This is a genomic window from Candidatus Nomurabacteria bacterium (assembly GCA_023898625.1).
GTDB lineage: Bacteria > Patescibacteriota > Saccharimonadia > Saccharimonadales > JAGQNJ01 > HK-STAS-PATE-36.
The window spans coordinates 555,810-574,792 of sequence record CP060231.1; the positions used below are offsets into that span (position 1 = coordinate 555,810).

The 18,983-nt window shown below is 45.8% G+C and carries 19 protein-coding genes and 1 tRNA gene; 11 read left to right on the forward strand and 9 right to left on the reverse strand.

Annotated elements, in window-relative coordinates:
- Nucleotides 1–436 precede the first annotated feature (436 nt).
- From H6793_02885 to H6793_02900, 4 genes are all read left to right on the forward strand, one after another.
- A complete protein-coding gene (locus H6793_02885) occupies nt 437–832 on the forward strand; it encodes a hypothetical protein (protein ID USN95254.1) in 396 nt (131 codons plus the stop codon).
- 262 nt (nt 833–1,094) lie between these two features.
- Nucleotides 1,095–2,234, forward strand: a complete 1,140-nt coding sequence (locus H6793_02890; protein USN95255.1) for a hypothetical protein — start codon at nt 1,095–1,097, stop codon at nt 2,232–2,234.
- 578 nt (nt 2,235–2,812) lie between these two features.
- Nucleotides 2,813–4,378 carry a DUF11 domain-containing protein gene (locus H6793_02895; protein USN95256.1) on the forward strand — a complete coding sequence of 522 codons (1,566 nt, stop codon included), beginning with the start codon at nt 2,813–2,815 and terminating at the stop codon, nt 4,376–4,378.
- Between the two features lie 188 nt (nt 4,379–4,566).
- Nucleotides 4,567–4,641 (forward strand) — tRNA-Glu (locus H6793_02900).
- Here H6793_02900 and H6793_02905 read toward each other — a convergent pair.
- On the reverse strand, nt 4,601–6,034 hold the full coding sequence (locus tag H6793_02905; protein ID USN95971.1) for a recombinase family protein: 1,434 nt from the start codon (nt 6,032–6,034) through the stop codon (nt 4,601–4,603). The genes H6793_02900 and H6793_02905 overlap by 41 nt on opposite strands.
- A 568-nt stretch (nt 6,035–6,602) precedes the next feature.
- Here H6793_02905 and H6793_02910 point away from each other — a divergent pair.
- From H6793_02910 to H6793_02925, 4 genes are all read left to right on the forward strand, one after another.
- Nucleotides 6,603–7,337 carry a replication-relaxation family protein gene (locus tag H6793_02910; protein USN95257.1) on the forward strand — a complete coding sequence of 245 codons (735 nt, stop codon included), beginning with the start codon at nt 6,603–6,605 and terminating at the stop codon, nt 7,335–7,337.
- A 104-nt stretch (nt 7,338–7,441) separates the two neighbouring features.
- Nucleotides 7,442–8,908 (forward strand): hypothetical protein, encoded by a 1,467-nt coding sequence (locus H6793_02915; protein USN95258.1) that lies wholly within the window; start codon nt 7,442–7,444, stop codon nt 8,906–8,908.
- Between the two features lie 102 nt (nt 8,909–9,010).
- Nucleotides 9,011–10,111: a hypothetical protein gene (locus tag H6793_02920; protein ID USN95259.1), complete on the forward strand. Its 1,101-nt coding sequence runs from the start codon at nt 9,011–9,013 to the stop codon at nt 10,109–10,111.
- A 118-nt stretch (nt 10,112–10,229) separates the two neighbouring features.
- Nucleotides 10,230–10,520: a hypothetical protein gene (locus H6793_02925; protein USN95260.1), complete on the forward strand. Its 291-nt coding sequence runs from the start codon at nt 10,230–10,232 to the stop codon at nt 10,518–10,520.
- A 37-nt stretch (nt 10,521–10,557) separates the two neighbouring features.
- Here H6793_02925 and H6793_02930 read toward each other — a convergent pair whose 3' ends face one another.
- Entirely contained in the window at nt 10,558–12,588 is a 2,031-nt protein-coding gene (locus H6793_02930) for an ATP-binding protein (GenBank protein USN95261.1), read from the reverse strand.
- Nucleotides 12,585–13,163, reverse strand: coding sequence for a hypothetical protein (locus H6793_02935; GenBank protein USN95262.1), 579 nt, complete (start codon nt 13,161–13,163; stop codon nt 12,585–12,587). The genes H6793_02930 and H6793_02935 overlap by 4 nt, the downstream gene beginning before the upstream one ends.
- Before the next feature lie 295 nt (nt 13,164–13,458).
- On the opposite strand from H6793_02935, the gene H6793_02940 reads away from it, so the two are divergent.
- Nucleotides 13,459–14,091: an IS1595 family transposase gene (locus tag H6793_02940; protein ID USN95263.1), complete on the forward strand. Its 633-nt coding sequence runs from the start codon at nt 13,459–13,461 to the stop codon at nt 14,089–14,091.
- Nucleotides 14,092–14,218: 127 nt separating this feature from the next.
- Here H6793_02940 and H6793_02945 read toward each other — a convergent pair whose 3' ends face one another.
- A complete protein-coding gene (locus H6793_02945) occupies nt 14,219–14,863 on the reverse strand; it encodes a DUF3800 domain-containing protein (protein ID USN95264.1) in 645 nt (214 codons plus the stop codon).
- A gap of 290 nt (nt 14,864–15,153) precedes the next feature.
- Here H6793_02945 and H6793_02950 point away from each other — a divergent pair, with 290 nt between their 5' ends.
- Nucleotides 15,154–15,369 (forward strand): helix-turn-helix transcriptional regulator, encoded by a 216-nt coding sequence (locus tag H6793_02950; GenBank protein USN95265.1) that lies wholly within the window; start codon nt 15,154–15,156, stop codon nt 15,367–15,369.
- Nucleotides 15,370–15,371: 2 nt separating this feature from the next.
- Here H6793_02950 and H6793_02955 read toward each other — a convergent pair whose 3' ends face one another.
- The 5 genes from H6793_02955 to H6793_02975 all read right to left on the reverse strand — a co-directional run bounded on the left by H6793_02955 (nt 15,372) and on the right by H6793_02975 (nt 17,948).
- The gene (locus tag H6793_02955; protein USN95266.1) at nt 15,372–15,569 is read right to left on the reverse strand and encodes a hypothetical protein; all 198 of its coding nucleotides are present in this window, start codon (nt 15,567–15,569) and stop codon (nt 15,372–15,374) included.
- A gap of 18 nt (nt 15,570–15,587) precedes the next feature.
- On the reverse strand, nt 15,588–15,983 hold the full coding sequence (locus H6793_02960; GenBank protein USN95267.1) for a hypothetical protein: 396 nt from the start codon (nt 15,981–15,983) through the stop codon (nt 15,588–15,590).
- Between the two features lie 76 nt (nt 15,984–16,059).
- Nucleotides 16,060–17,346 (reverse strand): recombinase family protein, encoded by a 1,287-nt coding sequence (locus H6793_02965; GenBank protein ID USN95268.1) that lies wholly within the window; start codon nt 17,344–17,346, stop codon nt 16,060–16,062.
- Nucleotides 17,347–17,469: 123 nt separating this feature from the next.
- Nucleotides 17,470–17,826 (reverse strand): recombinase family protein, encoded by a 357-nt coding sequence (locus H6793_02970; GenBank protein ID USN95269.1) that lies wholly within the window; start codon nt 17,824–17,826, stop codon nt 17,470–17,472.
- On the reverse strand, nt 17,811–17,948 hold the full coding sequence (locus H6793_02975) for a hypothetical protein (protein ID USN95270.1): 138 nt from the start codon (nt 17,946–17,948) through the stop codon (nt 17,811–17,813). The genes H6793_02970 and H6793_02975 overlap by 16 nt, the downstream gene beginning before the upstream one ends.
- 203 nt (nt 17,949–18,151) lie before the next feature.
- Between H6793_02975 and H6793_02980 the strand changes: the two genes are divergently transcribed.
- Nucleotides 18,152–18,940: a replication-relaxation family protein gene (locus H6793_02980; GenBank protein ID USN95271.1), complete on the forward strand. Its 789-nt coding sequence runs from the start codon at nt 18,152–18,154 to the stop codon at nt 18,938–18,940.
- Nucleotides 18,941–18,983 lie beyond the last annotated feature (43 nt).

Sequence of the window (18,983 nt, forward strand, 5' to 3'; positions counted from 1 at the left end):
CAGAACACCGTTCTTACTTCTTGGATACTGCTTCGTTGCTTTGCTGTGAGGGGTTTCTCTCCGTACTATCTGTACGGTTCGATCCGCTTCTCGCAAGACGCCTTGCATTATCTTAAGACATAAAAAGCAGGCTAATCTGTTCTATTGGGATAGATCTGAGGGCAGACCATTTAATACTAGTGGCAAGCGCTAGTAGTAGGTGGTCTGTCCTCGTGGTTGAGATATTGAGGTTATTTGTTGATCTCTATTTCCCAGAAGAGAACAGAATGACTACGAAACACTACATATTTTGCTTTTACCGACTTTCTTGGCAAGGGGTAGCATATCAGTAATTAACTATTTGATTATTGTTATGCTGCTCCTTCACCGGGGAGATCAGCCACGTGCACGGAAGTTCCGTGTCGTGCCTATCCCCTCGTGGGAAAGGAGGTGCCCAATGTTGCGCCGCAGCTTGGGTTTCGTTCTGACCGTCATCTGCGTGCTTTTCGCCGGCTACCAGCTGGCATGGCACTGGAAGCAGATTGACGAGCTGGGCGGGCTTTCGGGCTTGCTCGGTGCCGTCAGTCTGGTGGCCTTCGGGTTGCTCGCCGTCTTCTGGCGAGACGCCTGGGGTGCTACGGGTCGTCGGTGGGTGACCGCCTTGGCGCTGGTGAGCTTCCTCTTCGGGGGAGGGTTCATCAGGAACGCTCTCAGGGAGGCACCTCTCGCGACGCTGGCTTGGGTCGTGGGGATCGCCGTGGTCTTGGGAGTCTTGTACTTCCTGACCGTGGTCGACACCACGCCCGCGTGGGTCAACCGTCTTCGGACGCGTTTGGCTCCGTCAACGCCCTGACCGGTCAAGAACGTACCACAGTGAGTCTGTTGGACTAGCCTGGCAACAGGTGGCTTGGTAGCCTTAATGAATCCTCTACCCTCCAGTGTCGAGCACTGCATCTCTTCGCACGACTTGGGGAAGTCGCGGTAACCAATCCGACAGTCGGTTCTGCCGATAGTAAACCCTCTAGTGTACGCGCACTACATCAATGCGTGAGGTACCGGCGCTCAGCCTCGGATCGTCCGAAATGAGCAAATAGTCGCCACGAGGAGGTATTCTCATGAAGCGACTGTTGGTTACCCTGGCCGCCCTCCTCCTGGCGGCAACTGTTTTGGCGTCGTGCGGAAGCGCGGATGCCAAGGCTGAGGAGGTCTCCTGCAACGGCAACGTTGCGGAGAGGCTCTCCAAGACGGAGGCCGAGCTGGCTGACGCGCAGAAGGACGCAACGGAAGCGGAGGGTACGCCCGCCGAATCCGAAGCGACCGAGCGTGTCGCCCAGCTGGAGGCTCGAGTCGGCGCACTGAGCAAGTGTGGAGGCGAGGCAGCCAGCCCCGCAACCACCGCTCCGACGTGCCCGAACTCATGGGCCCGTGTCGACTCCGACAAGGCTGGGAACCGCTGGTTCGCTGGGGGAATCCCGGCCATCCAGTCGGCGACCACGCCGGAGGAGGCACGTGTGGCTGCCAGCGAGTGGATGGTCGGCGTCCGTCAGGACCCGGTCTTGCTTGCTGGCGGGGCGAAGTTCCTGGTTGGCAGAGATGTCAATCAGGCAGGGTTGTTCGACGCGTCGGGCTGCGCCACGCAGACCGCCGTCGTCCTCGTTGGCGAGATGGAGGTTGCGCTTGCGCTGTCTCTCATCAAGCCAGATGAGGCACCCAGTGATGGGTACAACTCCGGGACTCACGACGGCAACGTGGTGGGTTCTGCTCGTCCGGGGGTTTCGGGAAACCGGAAGGCCATCCTGATCGAGACGCCCAAGGGTGTCAAGATCTGGGTTATGGCCCGGTGCGGCAATCCGGTTACCACCGGCAAGCCACCGGTCCCATCAGGACCGACGGATGAGAATCCGGCACCGACCCCGCCTCCCAAGAAGCCGTCGCCGACGACGACAGTTCTGACGCCGAAGGACCCGTCGAAGAATATCGACAGGAATCCCGAAGTGCCGGAGCAGGTCCGCAAGGATCGTCCGTCGCCGGACAACCAATCGCGTATCGACGCGGGTCCGACGACCCCAATCGACTCGCCGAGCGGTTGTAACGGGCCTTGCCCGACGACAGCCCCCAAGCCGACGGCTCCGCCGAAGGTGACGGTTCCCGAATCCCACGGTGGCAACACCGGGGTGACGGCACCACCAACGTCGGCGCCTCCGCCGGCACCGCCCGTGACGTCGTCTCCGACGACGCCCGTCACGTCACCGTGACGAGGGATTTCTGAGCTTCGGCTTTGAGGATCAATCCAGTTGAGATCCAATCTCGCCTAATACAACGGCGAAATACTGGCGGTTGCTGGTGTGCTGTTGCTTGCCCTCCAGGCAAGTGTACAGACACTGGCAATCAGTGAAATATGTTTGGGTAACCAAACTTGGTGTTGTGAGCGCTTGTTGCTCCACCAATGTTAGTGTTCGTGATTTCGTAGTCACAAGCAGGGGAACCGATAAGATTCGAGTTTGATCTTTCTTGATCCTCACTTATCTACCCCTGCTATACCCATGTTTTAGTTTGCAATTAATGTGAATTGTAATGGTTTGACTTTTGCTTCTACTAATTGGTAGCAGTGATAACCAGGTACATTAACAGACGGTGAAAATCGAATATAGCATAACCATAATGTTGACAATACGTAATAGTTGTGGTAATATAAGACCGACTGGGAGGTGGGTGTCTATTTTATTATAGAACTCCTTGCAGTTTTGGTCTTTAACAGTTTAGAGCGATAAGTTAGCGAACAAGTTTTTACTTGCTTAGTTATTGTTTAAGATCTACAAAGTAAGGAGGAGATATGAAGCGATTTATTCCTCGTATGTCTAAAAAGGTATTAGCTGGAGTTGCAGTTGCCTTGACTACACTTGGTGTAGTTGGAGCTGTAAAGGCTTGGTACCCTGAACGACCTACGTATACGATTGAGAATCCGGCGCCACACGTGACGTTTAACTCAATCACTAATAACCCTGATGAGGGTGATGAACGTGCATTTTTTGAAGTAAAAGACGCTGCTAATACTCAAATGAATGGTTTTAGTGGCAAGGCAGAAGTAGAAGAAGGTCAAGAGTTGTTGCTACGTGTTTACGTACACAACAACGCAGCTGACAATCTAAATGGAAGTAATTTTGATGGCCCTGGTGTTGCAAAGAATACTAAGGTGCGAATTCATCTTCCTACTGACACTGCTCAAGCGTTACGAGCTAACGCTTATATTAGTGCCGATAATGCTCAACCACAAACTGTGGCTGACACAATTGATCTTATGGGTCAAAATGGTGCTAATTTTAAAGTTGAGTATGTACCTGGCTCAGCTGTACAGTATACCAATGCTGTACCTAAAGGTATAAAACTAAGCGATAGTATTGTTACGTCTGGTGCGCCAATAGGTTATGGTGCTGCAGATGGTATTGTTCCTGGATGTTTCCAGTATTCTAGCATTGTAACCATTAAGGTTAAGGTTAAGATGCCAAGCTATTCAATCCAAAAATCAGCCCGATTAGAAGGTCAAACTTCTGCCGACTGGAAGGAATCTGTAAAAGCAGAGCCTGGCAAGAATACCGAATGGAGAATTGAATTCAAGAACATCGGCGGTACTGAACTTAAGCAGGTTAAGGTTGTTGACCAAGTTCCTGCAGGTTTAACTGTTGTTCCTGGTAGCGTAAAGCTTTACAACGGTAATTACCCAAGTGGTTATACCTATCCAGATACAGCAATCCAAAACGGTGGCAAGCAAGTAAACGTCAATATCGGTAACTATAATCCTGGTATTAATGCATTTGTATTGTTTAAAACTAAGGTTCCAGAACTTAAGGATCTTGAGTGTGGAGTTAATAAGTTTGATAACATTGCATACGCTACCCCAGAAGGTTATGGTGCTGTAAACGACGGTGCAGACATTACTGTTGATGGTAATGAATGTAAGCCAGAAAACCCTTCATATAGTTGTGATCTAGTTACTCTAGAACAACTTGGTGGACGAAAGGTTAAGGCAACTGTTAAGGCTACAGCTATTAACGGTGCAAAAGTAAACAACTATGTTTACGACTTTGGCGACAAATCCGAGAAACTAGTTACAGATAAAACTTCTGCTGAACATACATACGCTAATGATGGTAGTTATGTTGTTCGTGTAGCGGTTAATGTAACAGTGAACGGTAAAAATCAGTTAGTTGAAAGTGACAAGTGTGCGGCTCCAGTCAAGTTTGAATCTGGCAAGCCAGTAACACCAGTTACTCCAACTACGCCTACTACACCAAGCGCACTACCTAACACTGGTGCAGGTGATATAGCTGGCATTTTCGTAGCAGTTACTGTTGCGGGTGCAGTGGCACACCGATTGGTGCTTAGCCGTCAAGAAAGCTAGCAGTCATGTTAAAAACTGTGGATAACCACTAGCATAAATGAATAATTTGTGGTAGGGTTAGACATAAGTAGATGCATTGACTGGCCGCTCTAACTCTTAATAAAACCCCTAAGGATTTCCAAAGGGGTTTTATTTTTGAGCGTAAACTGGTAAAATACATCGGTACAATTTGCGTAAATCAAAGATACGGTCCCATCGTCTAATGGTTAGGACATCAGGTTTTCATCCTGGCAATAGGAGTTCGATTCTCCTTGGGATCACCATAGGAAAATTATCGCCAAGCAAGGCTTGGAAGACTGGATTCACCCCTGTAATATGGGGTGATTTTTGGTTTCGGAAAGCTAAATCATTGTAGGTTGGTAATTTCTTGAATATGACCCCGAAAAGTTGAGCTTTTTTGGTATCGTTACTCTGTTGATTGATAACCTGTCCGATGTTTTCGGAAAACTTCTTGACTCTGGTTATAACCTTGTCTATATCCATAGGTTTTTTAGTTTCCATGTTCATCCTTTCTAGTGCTAGGCGCTTAATCTGTTGATCGATATTCTCTAGCTCTTCATTGACATACTTCTGAGCTGAGGAAGCAATAGTGGTAAAACTTTTGGTGAGCTCTCTGGCTTGAGCTTCAAGCCGAGTAATCTGTGAATCAGTGGCCGCCGTCTTAGCTTCATAAAGGGCTAGATGTTGCTCATACTTTTCGCGTACAACCGCAAAGACCTCATCCACTCGTTCTTTAGAAAAGACTAAGTCATTAATGAAATCATAGACCTTAGTCTCAAGATCTTCTTTCGTGACTCTGAATTTGTGACCTCGTTTATCACAGTGGTAGTACGAGTAGTATTTGCCTGTTTTGCCCCGTGAGGTGCTGCCCGACAGAGGTTTGTTGCATTGTGGGCACATAACATAGTGCTTGAACGCAAAGTCATTGTTGCGCGTGCCTCGTACGGTGGCATTGCGCGGGGCGATGTTATCGTGGATGGCTATTTTGTTTCCAGGGATTTCAATAATGGTTCGTTTGCCTTTATTGGCACGGTTGAACAGCTCAACTGACACCAGACCATCGAACATACATTTCACTGGCTGGTATTTTGTCCACTTTTCAACATTCACGCCTGCATAGATTGGATTGCGTACCATTTTCCAGAGCTTTTTATGGTCAAGCAGGCTACCTTCAGCTTTGCCGACCACACGATTTCGGTTTTCTTTAGAACGCCGGTACTGTGGTCGGCCACGATAACCCAAGTCATTGAGCTTGCTGGCAATTTCTTTATCTGAGAACTGTCCACTGGCTCTGAGCTCAAACAGTTTAACAATAAACCTGGCTTCTTCAGGATGCGGCTTCAATATAGTGCGTTTACCGTGTTGAGTCTCGACTTTTTCTCCCAAAAAGCCGTAAGGTGGTTTACGCATCCAATATCCCATTTGGGTATAGCGTATCTCAGCACCAATGACGCGACTTAAGATATCTCTAACTTCGTCTTTCGATCGTTCGGCTTCCAGCATCTCTGACTTGCGACTGGGTGAGTAGGTGCTCCATTTATAGCTATGGCCGAGATGCTCTAGGGTGTTAACTTTCTCCTGACTAATAACACCGTAGGTATCAATTAGGGTCACACCGTGGCTATCGAGCTGGGTTTTGAGCGAATCATATAACATGGAGCCACCACGGGTAAAACGGTCAATTGACTTAACAATGAATAAGTCGATATCGTTTTCCTTATCCTTGCAGTAGTCAACTGCTTCTTGCATAGGCTGTTGTTCTTTGCTGGCCGATTCCATAAAGACAAAGAACTTTTTAATTACAATACCTTTGTTTTGGGCAAAGCGTTCGATTTGCTCCTTCTGAGCCTCGGGTGAGTCACCGTCACGACCTTGCTTGGTGGTAGAGACTCGGATAGCGGCAACAGCGTTTTGGCTACGAGCTGACATCATCCTGACTCTCCTCAAGTACCAGCTCAAGCAAAATATCCGCTAGTAGATTGATCTGCTCGTCTCTTTCTACTTGACTAGTCGATATTTCATTCGCCATGATACCCTCGTAAACTATTGATTATAGCTATAGTTTACTATAGAATATAGCGTTAGTTCAATAGTATAGCCACAGTAATATTTACAATTGTGGATATCTTATCGTTAAGATACCTATATAATCATTTCTAATCAGTTATATTTGTACGTTATTGTTATATAATTACCTATACTGCGTATAGGAGTAGATAGTACAGTGAAAGAGCCAAAATACCGACGACCATTAAACCCTCAGCAAATTACTATTCTTAATACTCTCTATAAGTTTAGATTTACTAATATTGCTTTACTTGCACAGAACCAACAAGCCAACCCTAGAGTTATATCAAGCAGACTAAAGATATTAGTAGATCAAGGCTATATCGGTATGAACTATGATAGTAGCTATAAGATAGCTAGAAGACCAGCTACATACTATCTAGCTACTAAAGGTGTCCGATTCTTACGAACACAACCATACACAAGCGAATCAGCTCTTAGAAGCATCTACCACGACAAGCGAGTTGAAGATCATAGAATTAATCACCGACTCAATGTCTTTAAAGCCTATATACAGCTCAAACATAGCTATCCAGATAGATATAAGTTCTACAGCAAAACTGAGCTTATGGACAAAGATTACGTACCTAAAACTAAGCCAGACGCATACATAGTAGATAAAGAAGCCGACAATTCCTACTTCCTGGAGTGTCTAGAGGACAATATGACCTACTGGACGCTACGCAAAACCATACGGAAATACATAACTTTCACTGAGATGGAGATATGGAGACAATATAAAACCAATCAATCACATCCGGAAGTGCTACTTATATGTGAGTCGGAGAGGCTTGAGAGGACAGTAAAAAAGCTGGTCGAGAAAGAATTAGATCGTAGCTATGTTGAGCTAGGGGTCAAGGTGGTTGATCCAGACGAAGAATTTCTGGTTTGAATTTTAGAGCAACCAATGTACTATATACGTAAGCGTTTCTATATTTTATGATCAAACATATGCATACAAATAAACTAACAACAAAGGACACCTAATAAAACATCATGGACAGCCAAACCGTAACTCAAACCATCAATCTCCTGGTTGGACCCGGTGTACCTAACACTGGTCTTGGTCCTACTCAATCATCGCCACTCCTCCCACTGGCCATCGGTACAACCCTAACCCTCCTGATTGCATGTTTGCTCACCTGGTATTTCCTTGTCCATCGCTCTCGTAATTCACATAACTCCCATTCTCATTCAATCTCTAAGCTACCAAAACTTAGCTCTCGTAGCTTCAGTATCCTTGTCCTGCTTGCCCTGACTGCAGCGCTCCTCGCTACCAATCTCCCAATTGTCTCTGCAGCTCCCACTCTCTCCCTCGGTACAGACCAAGGCACCATTCAAGTCACTGTTCCTCAGGGTGGTGGTACCACTACGGCTACCACAACCCTCACCAGTGGCACCGCCAACGCTCACGGCTATACCTTGACCGCCAGTCTGACTGAACCAGAACCAGGTATTGGCATCAAGCTCACAGGTGGAGACATCACCACCAGTACCACTCTCAACCCAGGCGGTAACCCCCTGACTCTCAAAACTACCAGTGTAGCCTCATCGGGTGACGCCACAGATGTAACCCTAACCTTCAATATAGATAGTACTGTCGTATCCGGGAAGAAAGAACTCAAGCTCAACTATGCCGTAGCAGACAATGAGTCTACAACACCACCAGCTGCCACTCTCCAAAGCTTCACCACAAGCCAATGTAGTGCTCTACCTACCTACACTGGCAGCAATGAAGAAGCTGTCATAACCCTAACTGACACCAGAGGAGACAACCAAGAATACCAAGTAGCCAAACTAGCTGATGGCAACTGCTGGATGCTCAATAACCTCAAGCTTGGTAGTACCACAAGCACCATAACCCTCACACCAAGTGATACCAACATAGCTAGTAACTTTACGTTACCACAACTGACCACCGCCGGCACGGCCGACTACGATAATCCTGGAGCTTACGGCCCAATCCCTGGTGACACGGGAGCAGGACAGACTAACTACGGCTACCTCTACAACTGGAGTGCGGCTACAGCCGGTGAATCCCGAACCTCCCACACCGAAACTGATGGTGATGCACCGTACTCCATCTGCCCTAGCGGTTGGAGACTACCAACCGTTGGCTTCACCGAAGAATACGATGAGATAGAAGACGAGTATAGCTACATTGCTTCTGGCGACTACTCTAACCTCGACATTTCCTTTGGTGGTACTGGCCAATACGCTGATAGCGGTGCCAACATTGCCAAGTGGCAACATGACGGTCCCTTTAGAGGGGTTCTTGCTGGCTACTGGGGCGAGGGCTTCGGCGACCAGGGTGGCAGCGGCTACCTGTGGTCTCGGTCAGCCAACTCGGACTATGTCGACCTCGCAGGCGGCGCGGGCTTCCATGCTGGCGAAGTTTATCCGGGCGGCTACGCTCCTCGGGGCTACGGGTTAGCTGTGCGCTGTCTCTTACAGCAGCCTTAAGGCTGCTCTGGGGTGCCCACAAAGCGAGGCCTGGCGGTTAGGGGTGGTCACCCCTAACCCCGCCGAGTCGACTGGGTATCCCAGCAAAAAATAGAAATCACCATGCCTACCAATAGCTTGAACGACAGAAATACGCGTCTTGACTGGCTCACCAGGGAGCTAAAAAAGGCCTACGTTGATGCCCGACGCGGTAAAACAAAAAAGTCAGAAGTGGAAAAGTTCGACAAAATTGCTAAATCAGAACTGGCGGCACTGGCGCACGAAATACATACGCGTACCTATACACCACGACCGTCAACCGCGTTCATCGTGAATAAACCCATCCAGCGGGAGATATTTGCAGCTGCCTTTCGTGATCGGGTAGTGCATCACTTTTTGTTCAACCAAGTAAGTAGTTGGTGGGATGCCCGGTTCATTGAAGATAACTACAGCTGCCGGCTCGGCAAGGGTACACTGTATGGTATTCGTCGGCTTGACCACCACATTCGTTCAGTCAGTCGTAACTACACTCGTCCAGCCTACATACTAAAGCTTGATTTTCAGGGCTACTTCATGAGCTTAGAGCGTAGAAAGCTCTACGTGCGAGCCATGTGGGGACTGGATCGACAATTTCCGAGTAAAGGCTATGTATACCAATTGTGTAGGTTTTTGTGGAAGGTCATCATATTTAACGACCCACTGAAAGAGGCAATATTCAACTGTCCCCGTAGTGCCTGGAAAGGTCTGCCGCCCAGCAAGAGTTTGTTCCACCAGCCCAAAGGCCGTGGTATTGCGATTGGTAATCTAACCTCACAACTACTGAGTAATATCTATCTTGACCAACTAGATCGATTTGTAACACTGGAATTAGGCTTCAAACACTATGGACGCTACGTCGATGACTTCTATATCGTCTCTAATGATAAAAATGAACTGGTTGAAGCCACCAGGACAATAGAGCGCTATGTAGAAGATCAGCTAGCACTAAAACTACACCCACACAAGCGACACCTGCAGGAATGTCATAGAGGTGTGGCCTTCCTTGGGGCGGTTGTTTACCCATTTCGCTTGCAGTCAGGTAAACGCCTAAAACGTAACTTACTGGCGGCACTGTCGAACCCGGATTGCTCAAAAGAAACCGAAGCATCGTATCGGGGGCTGGTGAAGCATTACAAACATAAGAAACTTCTTGGTGGTTTAAAACTTCGGGGGGGGGTACAATAACAGTATGCTTTGCTTGGTGGCAACCGGGTAATGCTTGGTGGCAACTATTGCTTGTTACCCAGCGAGTAGCCAGGCAGATAAGCATATGTAAGAGACAATACTCACTAGTCTTGATGTGATGAAGACTAGTTCTGTGGGAGTAGTGCCACCAAGACTTGCTTGTGCTTGGTACGCTGAGTGCAGGATAATGAGTAGTATTGCAAAAACGGTTGTGCCGCAGTGGCGCGCGTTTGGAGTTCTTGCTGGCAACTGGGACGAGGGCTTCGACGACCAGGGTGACAACGGCAACCTGTGGTCTCGGTCAGCCAACTCGGACAATGTCGACAACGCAGACAACGCGAACTTCAATGCTGGCGAAGTTAATCCGGGCAACAACGCTCCTCGGGGCAACGGGTTAGCTGTGCGCTGACTCTTACGGTATATTTTTGTGGTAGCCCTATGACTTGCTACACCTCAATCGGCTCATCTTCCGAGTCACTATCTTTAACGTCTTGTGTTTCATGAGACTCGGTCTTATCTGCTTTTTTCTTTTTCGTTCCATCTTCGTATTCATACGCATACAAATCCCGTGAAGACTCTATAACTTTCTGAGCAATAGCCTTATCTCCCTCGTCTTCCAAAAGTATCGTCTCCCCAGACATCGGTTCTTGGGACCGTATAGCACTTAGCCGTGCATAGAAGTTGTAACTTGGTAGGTTGGCTATCTCGCCTTCATCAATAAATGGTTTAAACAACGGCAATACTAGTTGTTCATCCACCGGGCTACCAGTCCTAAAGCTAATAACTGTACCGACGTTTGCCAGGATTATCTGTACGAGTCTTTGTTCGTCTTGTTGGGCTGTAGATTGCTCAGCCATAGTCAGGAACAGCTTGTACTTCCGAGCTTCAGATAGCATCTGGACAAACGGCATGGTCGCAAAGTTCTGGAACTCATCAACGTAGAGGTAGAATGGCTCACGCTCATCTTGAGCAAGTCGAGAACGCCTCAATGCAGCTAATTGAAGCTTAGCCAGCACCGCAGTGCCGAATAGTTCCGAAGTATCCTCGCCTAGATTCCCCTTACTAAAGTTACAGATCAGGATCTTGCCCGAAGACAAGATATCATCAAAGTCGATGGTTGATTTTGGTCGGCCCATAACTCGTTTGGTGCTTGGCGAAAACTCAAAGCGTCCAATCTTACTGGTCACGCCATGGCTCATCTTAACTCGTTGCATGGCACCAGCCTTGCCAAGTTCGTTCTGCCAGAAGTTCTTTAAGGTTCCGGCTGGCAAGGCATTCGTTATCTTCTTTCGGTAGGTATCGTTAGTGAGCAGTTCAAAGATAGTAAAAATAGTCGGACTATCAGTTGTTAGAGCAGTTTGAATCGCATTTCTAAGCACATATTCAATTCTATGGCCACCCGAGTCATCATCAGAGAAAATTTTACGTAGTACCGAGATAACTGATTCAGTGACTCGATCTTTTTCTCGCTCTAAGGCACTGCCAGTCAGTCCGTCAGGTATTTCTAGCAGGTTCATAGCCAGTGGATGGTCGATATCGTCAGGGTTAAAGTAGATGACGTCTTTAATGCGATCTTTCGGAATATATTTCAGTAGCGTCAGTGCCATATCCCCATGTGGGTCAATCACAGCCAGGCCTTTACCGTCCCTAATATCTTGAACGATACCGTACTGGAGCATGGTGGTTTTACCGTTTCCGGTTCCGCCGATGATATAAACATGGCGTTCGCGTTCAGCTTCGGCGAGGCCTATTAAGGTTTCACTGCCAAGATGACTGTTCTTGCCTAAGGTCACATCAAGATATTTAGCACTCTTAAGTGAAGTTGGGGCTGGCAGGGTTTTACTGAGTGACTTTGAGACGTTTTCTGTTCGAGCAGACGAACTATGAGGAAAATGGTACATGCTGCTTAGTTCAGTTGAGCTTAAAACATTACTATTTCTATGAATCAGTGACGGCAAGCGGTGATCTAGCACCCATATCCGATGTCGTACACCAAGCCATGGTATCCAGACCACGGTAGTTCGTAGTCTTTGCCAAGTTGGCGTAGCATAGGTAGCCATCGAGTTCGCCAGTGATTGGGCTCTAGATTTAGCTCGAGCTTTGTCTGTAGTTATGATCTGAGTCCGTATATCGACGTAAAAGAGATCTTGAGTGAGCTTGTCATGCATTCGGTCCAAAAGCTCTTGTTCGGCCGGAGGTATATGTGTATTAGTCGGTAAATTGTTAGTGGCCTTAGAACTAGCCGGTATATCGTGATAGAGAAAACCATAGATCATACTCCAGACAATGACGAATGGTAGTTTTAGAATGGCAAAGATAATCCGAAAGATGCTTTTATGGCCAAACTTTTTCTCAAGGCTTGATCCAGACCAATAGCCCTGGCGTATCTTACGATCAATCGCAAAGGCTTCAGAGATAACGGCCGGCGTAACGACGAGTTGCAAGCTAACTTGTTCATTATCTTCTAGTTTTGTCATCGAGCTCTTAAATAAGCCACCGGGTCGTGCTCATGCAGTGACTTTGAGGTATCCAGTGGCATGGCGTAATGTTCAGTCTGCTTGTAGGTTTGCAGAGCCGTAAATCCTTTGGTTTCACGACTATCTTTAACAACCCGAACTTTTACATCGGGACTGTAGGCAGCTACTGCCTGGCGGATAAGCTCTTCGTTTGTCTTACTTGACCGAATGAGGTACCGAATGCCTTTGTCTTTGGTTGATACTATCTCCAGAGAAAATGATTGTACATAGCGTAAAATTGCGTCCTTGAAACTGCGTGATTTAAGCAGACCATGCAGTACTGAGAATAGCTGAGTGGTAGCCAGCGGAGCTTTGTTGCTAAAAGCCGGTGGTGTTAGCTCAAGCAAGACTGCTTCCTGGTTGTACTTTCGGTAGTAATTGTAGAGTCTGAGGATAAGGCCAATAACGAAAGCCAGAATAGTGATTGATGCAACAAGGAGTCCTAACCACGGTAAAATGGTTTGTAGTCTTTCAACTATCTGCCCACCAGAATTATCAGTCATGGTCAGCTCCTGTAGTTTCCAATCTGATTGCATAAAGAGTAACAGAGGTGGCCTAAGGAGGCAATACGTAAATGTAATTGAAGGGGATACGAAAAACGGTTTAGTGAACGAACAAGGAACAACCCGCTAAAGTAAGTAGTGTCAAAACTATTTAACTAAAGAAAGGGTTGTTCCAATGAACAGTCTAGCAGGACTGCCACGAGAGTGGCAGTGCCACAAACAAATATTTAAAATGGTCTACGGAACTACTTGTTGTCCCTCGTGTAACAACAGATTGCTGTTTCGACCTAGTTATGCCTGGTGTAGACTTTGTCGAACTAAGCACTCAGTGAAGTCTGTAACCTGGCTGAGGCAATCTAATCTGCCGTTCCAGAGTATCTGGCTACTCCTGTGGTGTTGGCAAAAGCAGAAGAGTACAGGTACTACTGTAGATATCTCAGGTGTTAGCTACCCAACCGTCCGACGCTGGTTTAGAAGATTCCGGGAACAAATTCCAGCCAGTACTCTCCAGCTGTCTGGTATTGTCGAAGTAGATGAGAGTTTCTTTGGCAGACAGAAGTTTGGTAGCCAGACAATTGTCGTGGGTGCCATTGAGCGAGATACCAGACGAGTACGTCTCCAGGTTATTCCAGACAGAGCCCAAGACAGTTTAGAAATGTTTCTTAGCACTACAGTGAACCGTGGCTCACATATTACGACAGATGCTCACAGTGGCTACAACGACCTAGAGTTCTACGGTTTCTCCCACGAAAGATGCAACCACAGTAACGGACACTTTGGTCCAACCAACATGATTGAGAACTTCTGGGGTGTACTGAAGAGATCTCTCAGAAGACTATATGGCAAGCTAACGCTTGCTGACTTACCAAATATATTAAAAGAGTGGGAACAAAGACAAAACCAACCAGAAATGTTTTACACTGTAACTAACTACTTACAAGCTACGCTTGTTCTGAGTTAGTTCTGTGAACCACGAAAACAGGTATTGACATAAGCGCAATGCTTATGCTAGAATAACAGTGGTAGTAATTCCTCTGTTGTGGGGCTCCGTATGGTTCCTCGTAAATAGCAACAGAGGTTTTCCATTTCTATGGAAACAGCGAGTTCTCTTCTACAACCCTTTCTTTCAGTATTTCGGCATATGATGCATCATCGTGTTCATATTTTCTAAAGAAACTCCATACGACACAATCAACGACCTGTAGTCCTTTTTCTTGTGCAGGTGTTTTAATATCGATATGAATATCTAGTTTGTGATTATCTTTTGTTTGCTTCTTTAGATAGGCTGCAAAGTTCTCATTGAGAAACCTGTTTGTTTCCCGTTTTGAGGCCACGAAACAAATCTCATGATCAAGAGGAACCAACTTTTTGCTTATCATACGATCGAGTAGTATGTTGACGACATAGTTATAGAGCACGTGCTTTTCGTCTTGCAAGCGGGTATAAACTTTCTGCTTATTAAGGCGGATTGTCAGTATATGTACATCTTTTTCGGCCAAATTACGCAAAAGACGTATACGGGTCACTGGCTTTTCCTTATACGCGTGCAACGTACCAGGATGTCCTTTGAGTTCCTTCTTGGAAAATCCCTTGTATAGTTTCTTGACAATTTTATCTATGGGTTTTTTGTCGTGAGTAAAGACAAAACTTACGACAAAGTGTTTACTTGTCTTTGATTTAGTGAAATCAAAACCTAAATCTCCGCTTTCATCCATGTAGATATAGCTGCGCATGTATCTATTATATATCGTATATAGCAATAGTCCATCTCTGTTCATAAAGTATCTGCAGATCAAAAGATAAATGATACGCTTTGTAACCAGGGCCACCCGTTACATGTAACCAAAAAACAAATTCTAATCTGTTATTTATATAAATATTTCGTGAAACATGTAACCATTTGCACTATGCTTATGTAACAAGGCATAGAAAATTATGTAACCAAACTGATGACCGAAACTAGATATACTACACAATATATGATACAGTTTGTATACGATATTTTTAATAAGTCTACAGGAACATGAACGAAGTTAAACTGAGAAAAGCAATTGGGACTAATCTGCAAAAAGCTCGCAAGGCAAGGCGTTACACTCAGCGGGAGATTGCTGAAAAAGTAGGATTGTCTACTAATTACTACGCAACCTTGGAACAGGGGGCTGCTATTGCATCGGTCGAAACACTGTATGAAATATTTACCGTCTTAGGCGTTAAAGCATCGGATGTCTTTCCAAATTAGTTCTAACTTTTCTTCTGGGTGTACTTCCTGATGGCTTCAGCCAAAGCTTCATCTGATCTGGCTATTTCATTACTGCTTATCTGTATTGACTCAATAAGCTGAATTGCATGTTCACGGTTAGCATTATCAGGATCTTCAAACTCAAGATACTTTATGATCTTTGCTATGTCTTCTTCATTGATACGGTATTCATCATGCATACTTGAGCCTCTAGTATATCACCAGAACCTGTTATTCATCTTGGTAAACTGAATCATCTGATGTGCTAGCTCAGTCGAATTGGTACGACGCATGACTTCTCGACTCAGTGCTTGCGACAAAATGTTCAGTGAGCCCTCCCATAATATCTGCCCGTCAATAATTGCAAGCTTGCGGTGACGCATATCATTAAAGAAATAGGCTTTAACACCGTTATCTCTAAGAATTCGGATGGATTTCCAGGCTTGTATCTCTAGTAGCTTATCATGGTGACGTGGATTTCGGGTATTTACTCGAATCTTCACACCTTTTCTGGTTAGTTGATTAAATAGCCCTGCAAAGTACAGCGCTCTTTTTTCGGTCAAGAACGGGCTTTCAATAACTACCACTGATTGTGCTCTTTTCACATCTCGCACAAATGCGTTATAGAAGGAGTGCTCACTGTATAGCGAGGTATTTGTTAGCACGGCCTTTGGCGTCCTACGAAGCAACCTAAACATTGTTATTCTCCTGAACCGTGAGTTTATTCGCTAGTTCCTCCAGTTCACGATAAAAGATTTCGGAATGAGTACCCTTTAGGTTCACCACAAGGGACTCAAGACTTTCTTGGGTCTTTTTTGTTGCTTCAAAACAGAGGTCAAGTGGCAATAAGGAAGGTGTTCCAGAATTTATTTCCGAGTATCTTGGGATCCGGTCAAAAAGTACACCAAAGAACTGAGCTTTTTTGACTGGATCAATCTGTTTAAGCATCAATTTGTCCATATTTTCCAGAAAGAATTTCACCCTCGAAACAATTCGTTCTATTTTACTCATGTCTACACCTGCTATGGCTTTCTTGTCGGACTCTAGCTGCTGTATCTGTGTTTCGATATGCATTAAATCTTCCTCCATATATTTTATTGCTGTCGCCGATGTTAGTGACTTCATGCTTTGGAGTGTTTGTCGCAGCTCGGCTTTTAGGTCGACGATACGCTCATTATAGTTTTCAAGTACTTTCTCAGTATGTTGCTGACGCTTTTCCCACTCGGCTAGAACTGCATCGGTAAGCATAGTGATTTGCTCCTGAGAGGGTTTTATGAGACTAATAAACTCAGTTACCGTAGCTTCAAGCTCATCTTTTGGCACTCGAAAGTAGTGGCCATGATTGCTACAGTGATATGCTGGGTAGTATTTGCCGTTCTTGCCACGCGATGCACTGCCGAGTAATGGTCGACCACATTTTGAACAGCCCACAAAACGCTTATACGGAAAGTCCGGGCTGCGCACTCCGGCATTAACGATCACTCGTTCTGAATCTTTAGTCAAGAACTCAATATCGTCACCATTTTCTACCAAGGTCACTTTACCCTTGTTGGCTCGATTGAAAAGCTCAATACTCACCAGCCCCTCGAAGGCACATTTAACCGGCTTACCCTCCGTCCACTTCTCTACATTTATACCAGCGTATATCGGATGACGAATTATCTTCCATAACGCTTTCGGACCGAGAGGATCGCCACCGGTTTTAGAGATAATCCGTGTACGATCATGCTTGCTTCGTTTGTAGCGTGTACGGGTCTTGAATCCAAGCGCGTTTAATTGTGCACATATCTCGGTATCTGTATACGCACCAAGCGCTCGTATCTCGAACAGCTTACGAAGTAGCGGCGCCTCCTTGGGGTGTGGCTTTAAGATAGTTCGCTTGCCGTTACGAGTTTCGACTTTTTCGCTGATATAGCCGTAGGGTGCTTGACGCATCCAGTAGCCGAGGCGTGTGTAGCGAACTTCGGCACCAATCATACGGCTTAGAATGTCGCGCAGCTCATCTTTGGCTCGTTCAGCCTCAAGATACTCAGTCTTCTGACTAGGGGAGTATTTACTCCAGCTATACTCGACGCCGAGGTGCTCAAGGGTGTTTACCTTTTATGAGCTGATCACGCCATAGATATCCACCAGAGATATGTCGAGTTTTTCGAGTTGTAGTTTCAATTGGTCATAAGGCGAACCGCCACCACGTGTGAACCGGTCAATCGATTTGATTATGAAATACTGAATATTGTTCTTTCGGTCTTTGCAGTAGTTGATGGCTTGTTGCATTGGCTGCTTTTCTTTTGAGCCAGACTCCAGAAAGACAAACTGTTCCTTGACATGGATATTATGTGTTTCGGCGTAACGAAGAAGCTGCTCGCGCTGTGCCTCGGGGGAGTCACCATCCGTACCTTGCCTAGTTGTACTAACGCGAATAGCAATAACAGCGTTTGGCTTCAGTCTTGGTTGCATAATTCCTCGCATATTATGTCTGTGAGTAGGATTGCCAGTACCTCGATCCGCTCATCAGGCGTCATTTCAAAGACTTCTGGAAGCTTGATTTCTTTATTGCTTGACCCTACTGTTCTAGCCATAATTTTTTACCCCCGGTACTAGTTTAAACTATCCTTCATAGGTATAGTATAGCACCTATATAAGGATAGTTGCAATAGTTTTTATGCTTAAAATTGTCTATTAAAATCCCCACTAAGGACAGTGCGGTATATTTACTTATTTAATCTGTTAACTATTTACTTTTATATTCTCTTCTTTTATATATACATATAGGAGAAAAAACATGAGACGCGTCGAAGTGAAGACTAGGTACACAATTAGTAAATCGCAGGAGTCTATATTACGGGCTTTATACAAATATCGATTCTTAACCAGTGATCTATTAGCAGCATTACTGAAAAAAGATAGATCAACTATTTATGAGAGATTGGCAGTATTAGTAGATCAGGGTTATGTAGCAAGGAAGTATAATAGTACCTATAGAATAGACAGACGACCAGCCGCCTATTACTTAGCACCTGCTGGGATACGCCACTTAAAGAAGGCTGGCTTTAGTCGTACACAGATACATTACAAAAGCAAAGACTTTACTGAATCACAGATCGATGAATACTACCGCTATCCCAAGCTTAGTATGGCTGTGCAGAGAAACTACCCTCAGACATTCTATACAATTACAAAATATCAGCTAGATCCAGAAGAATATATCAAGCCCCTGCCTTGGATACTGCTAGAGTCATATAATGAAGGTATACCGTCCTTCTTCATGGAATATATACCAGCTGGTGAACAGAGCTGGATTATTCGGAAACGTATCAATGCTCACATAGACTACGCCGATGAGGAGGCTGAATATACCTATCCATATTTATTATTGGTGGCTGGCAACGAAAATACTGAGAAACGGATTATTAAGATGTCGACAGACCTTATATGGGACTCCGAGCTATACACCACAACAGAGGAGAGACTACTGAGTGGCAAGAAAGAGGTTTGGCTACTGCCGCAGGAGGTAGACTTGGATGAAGATCTGGTGTACCACTCCTTGCCAATGGAATACGAGGAAGACTAAACGCCTAGCAGCTTACAGCGGATACTAGCTGGTATGTTATCTA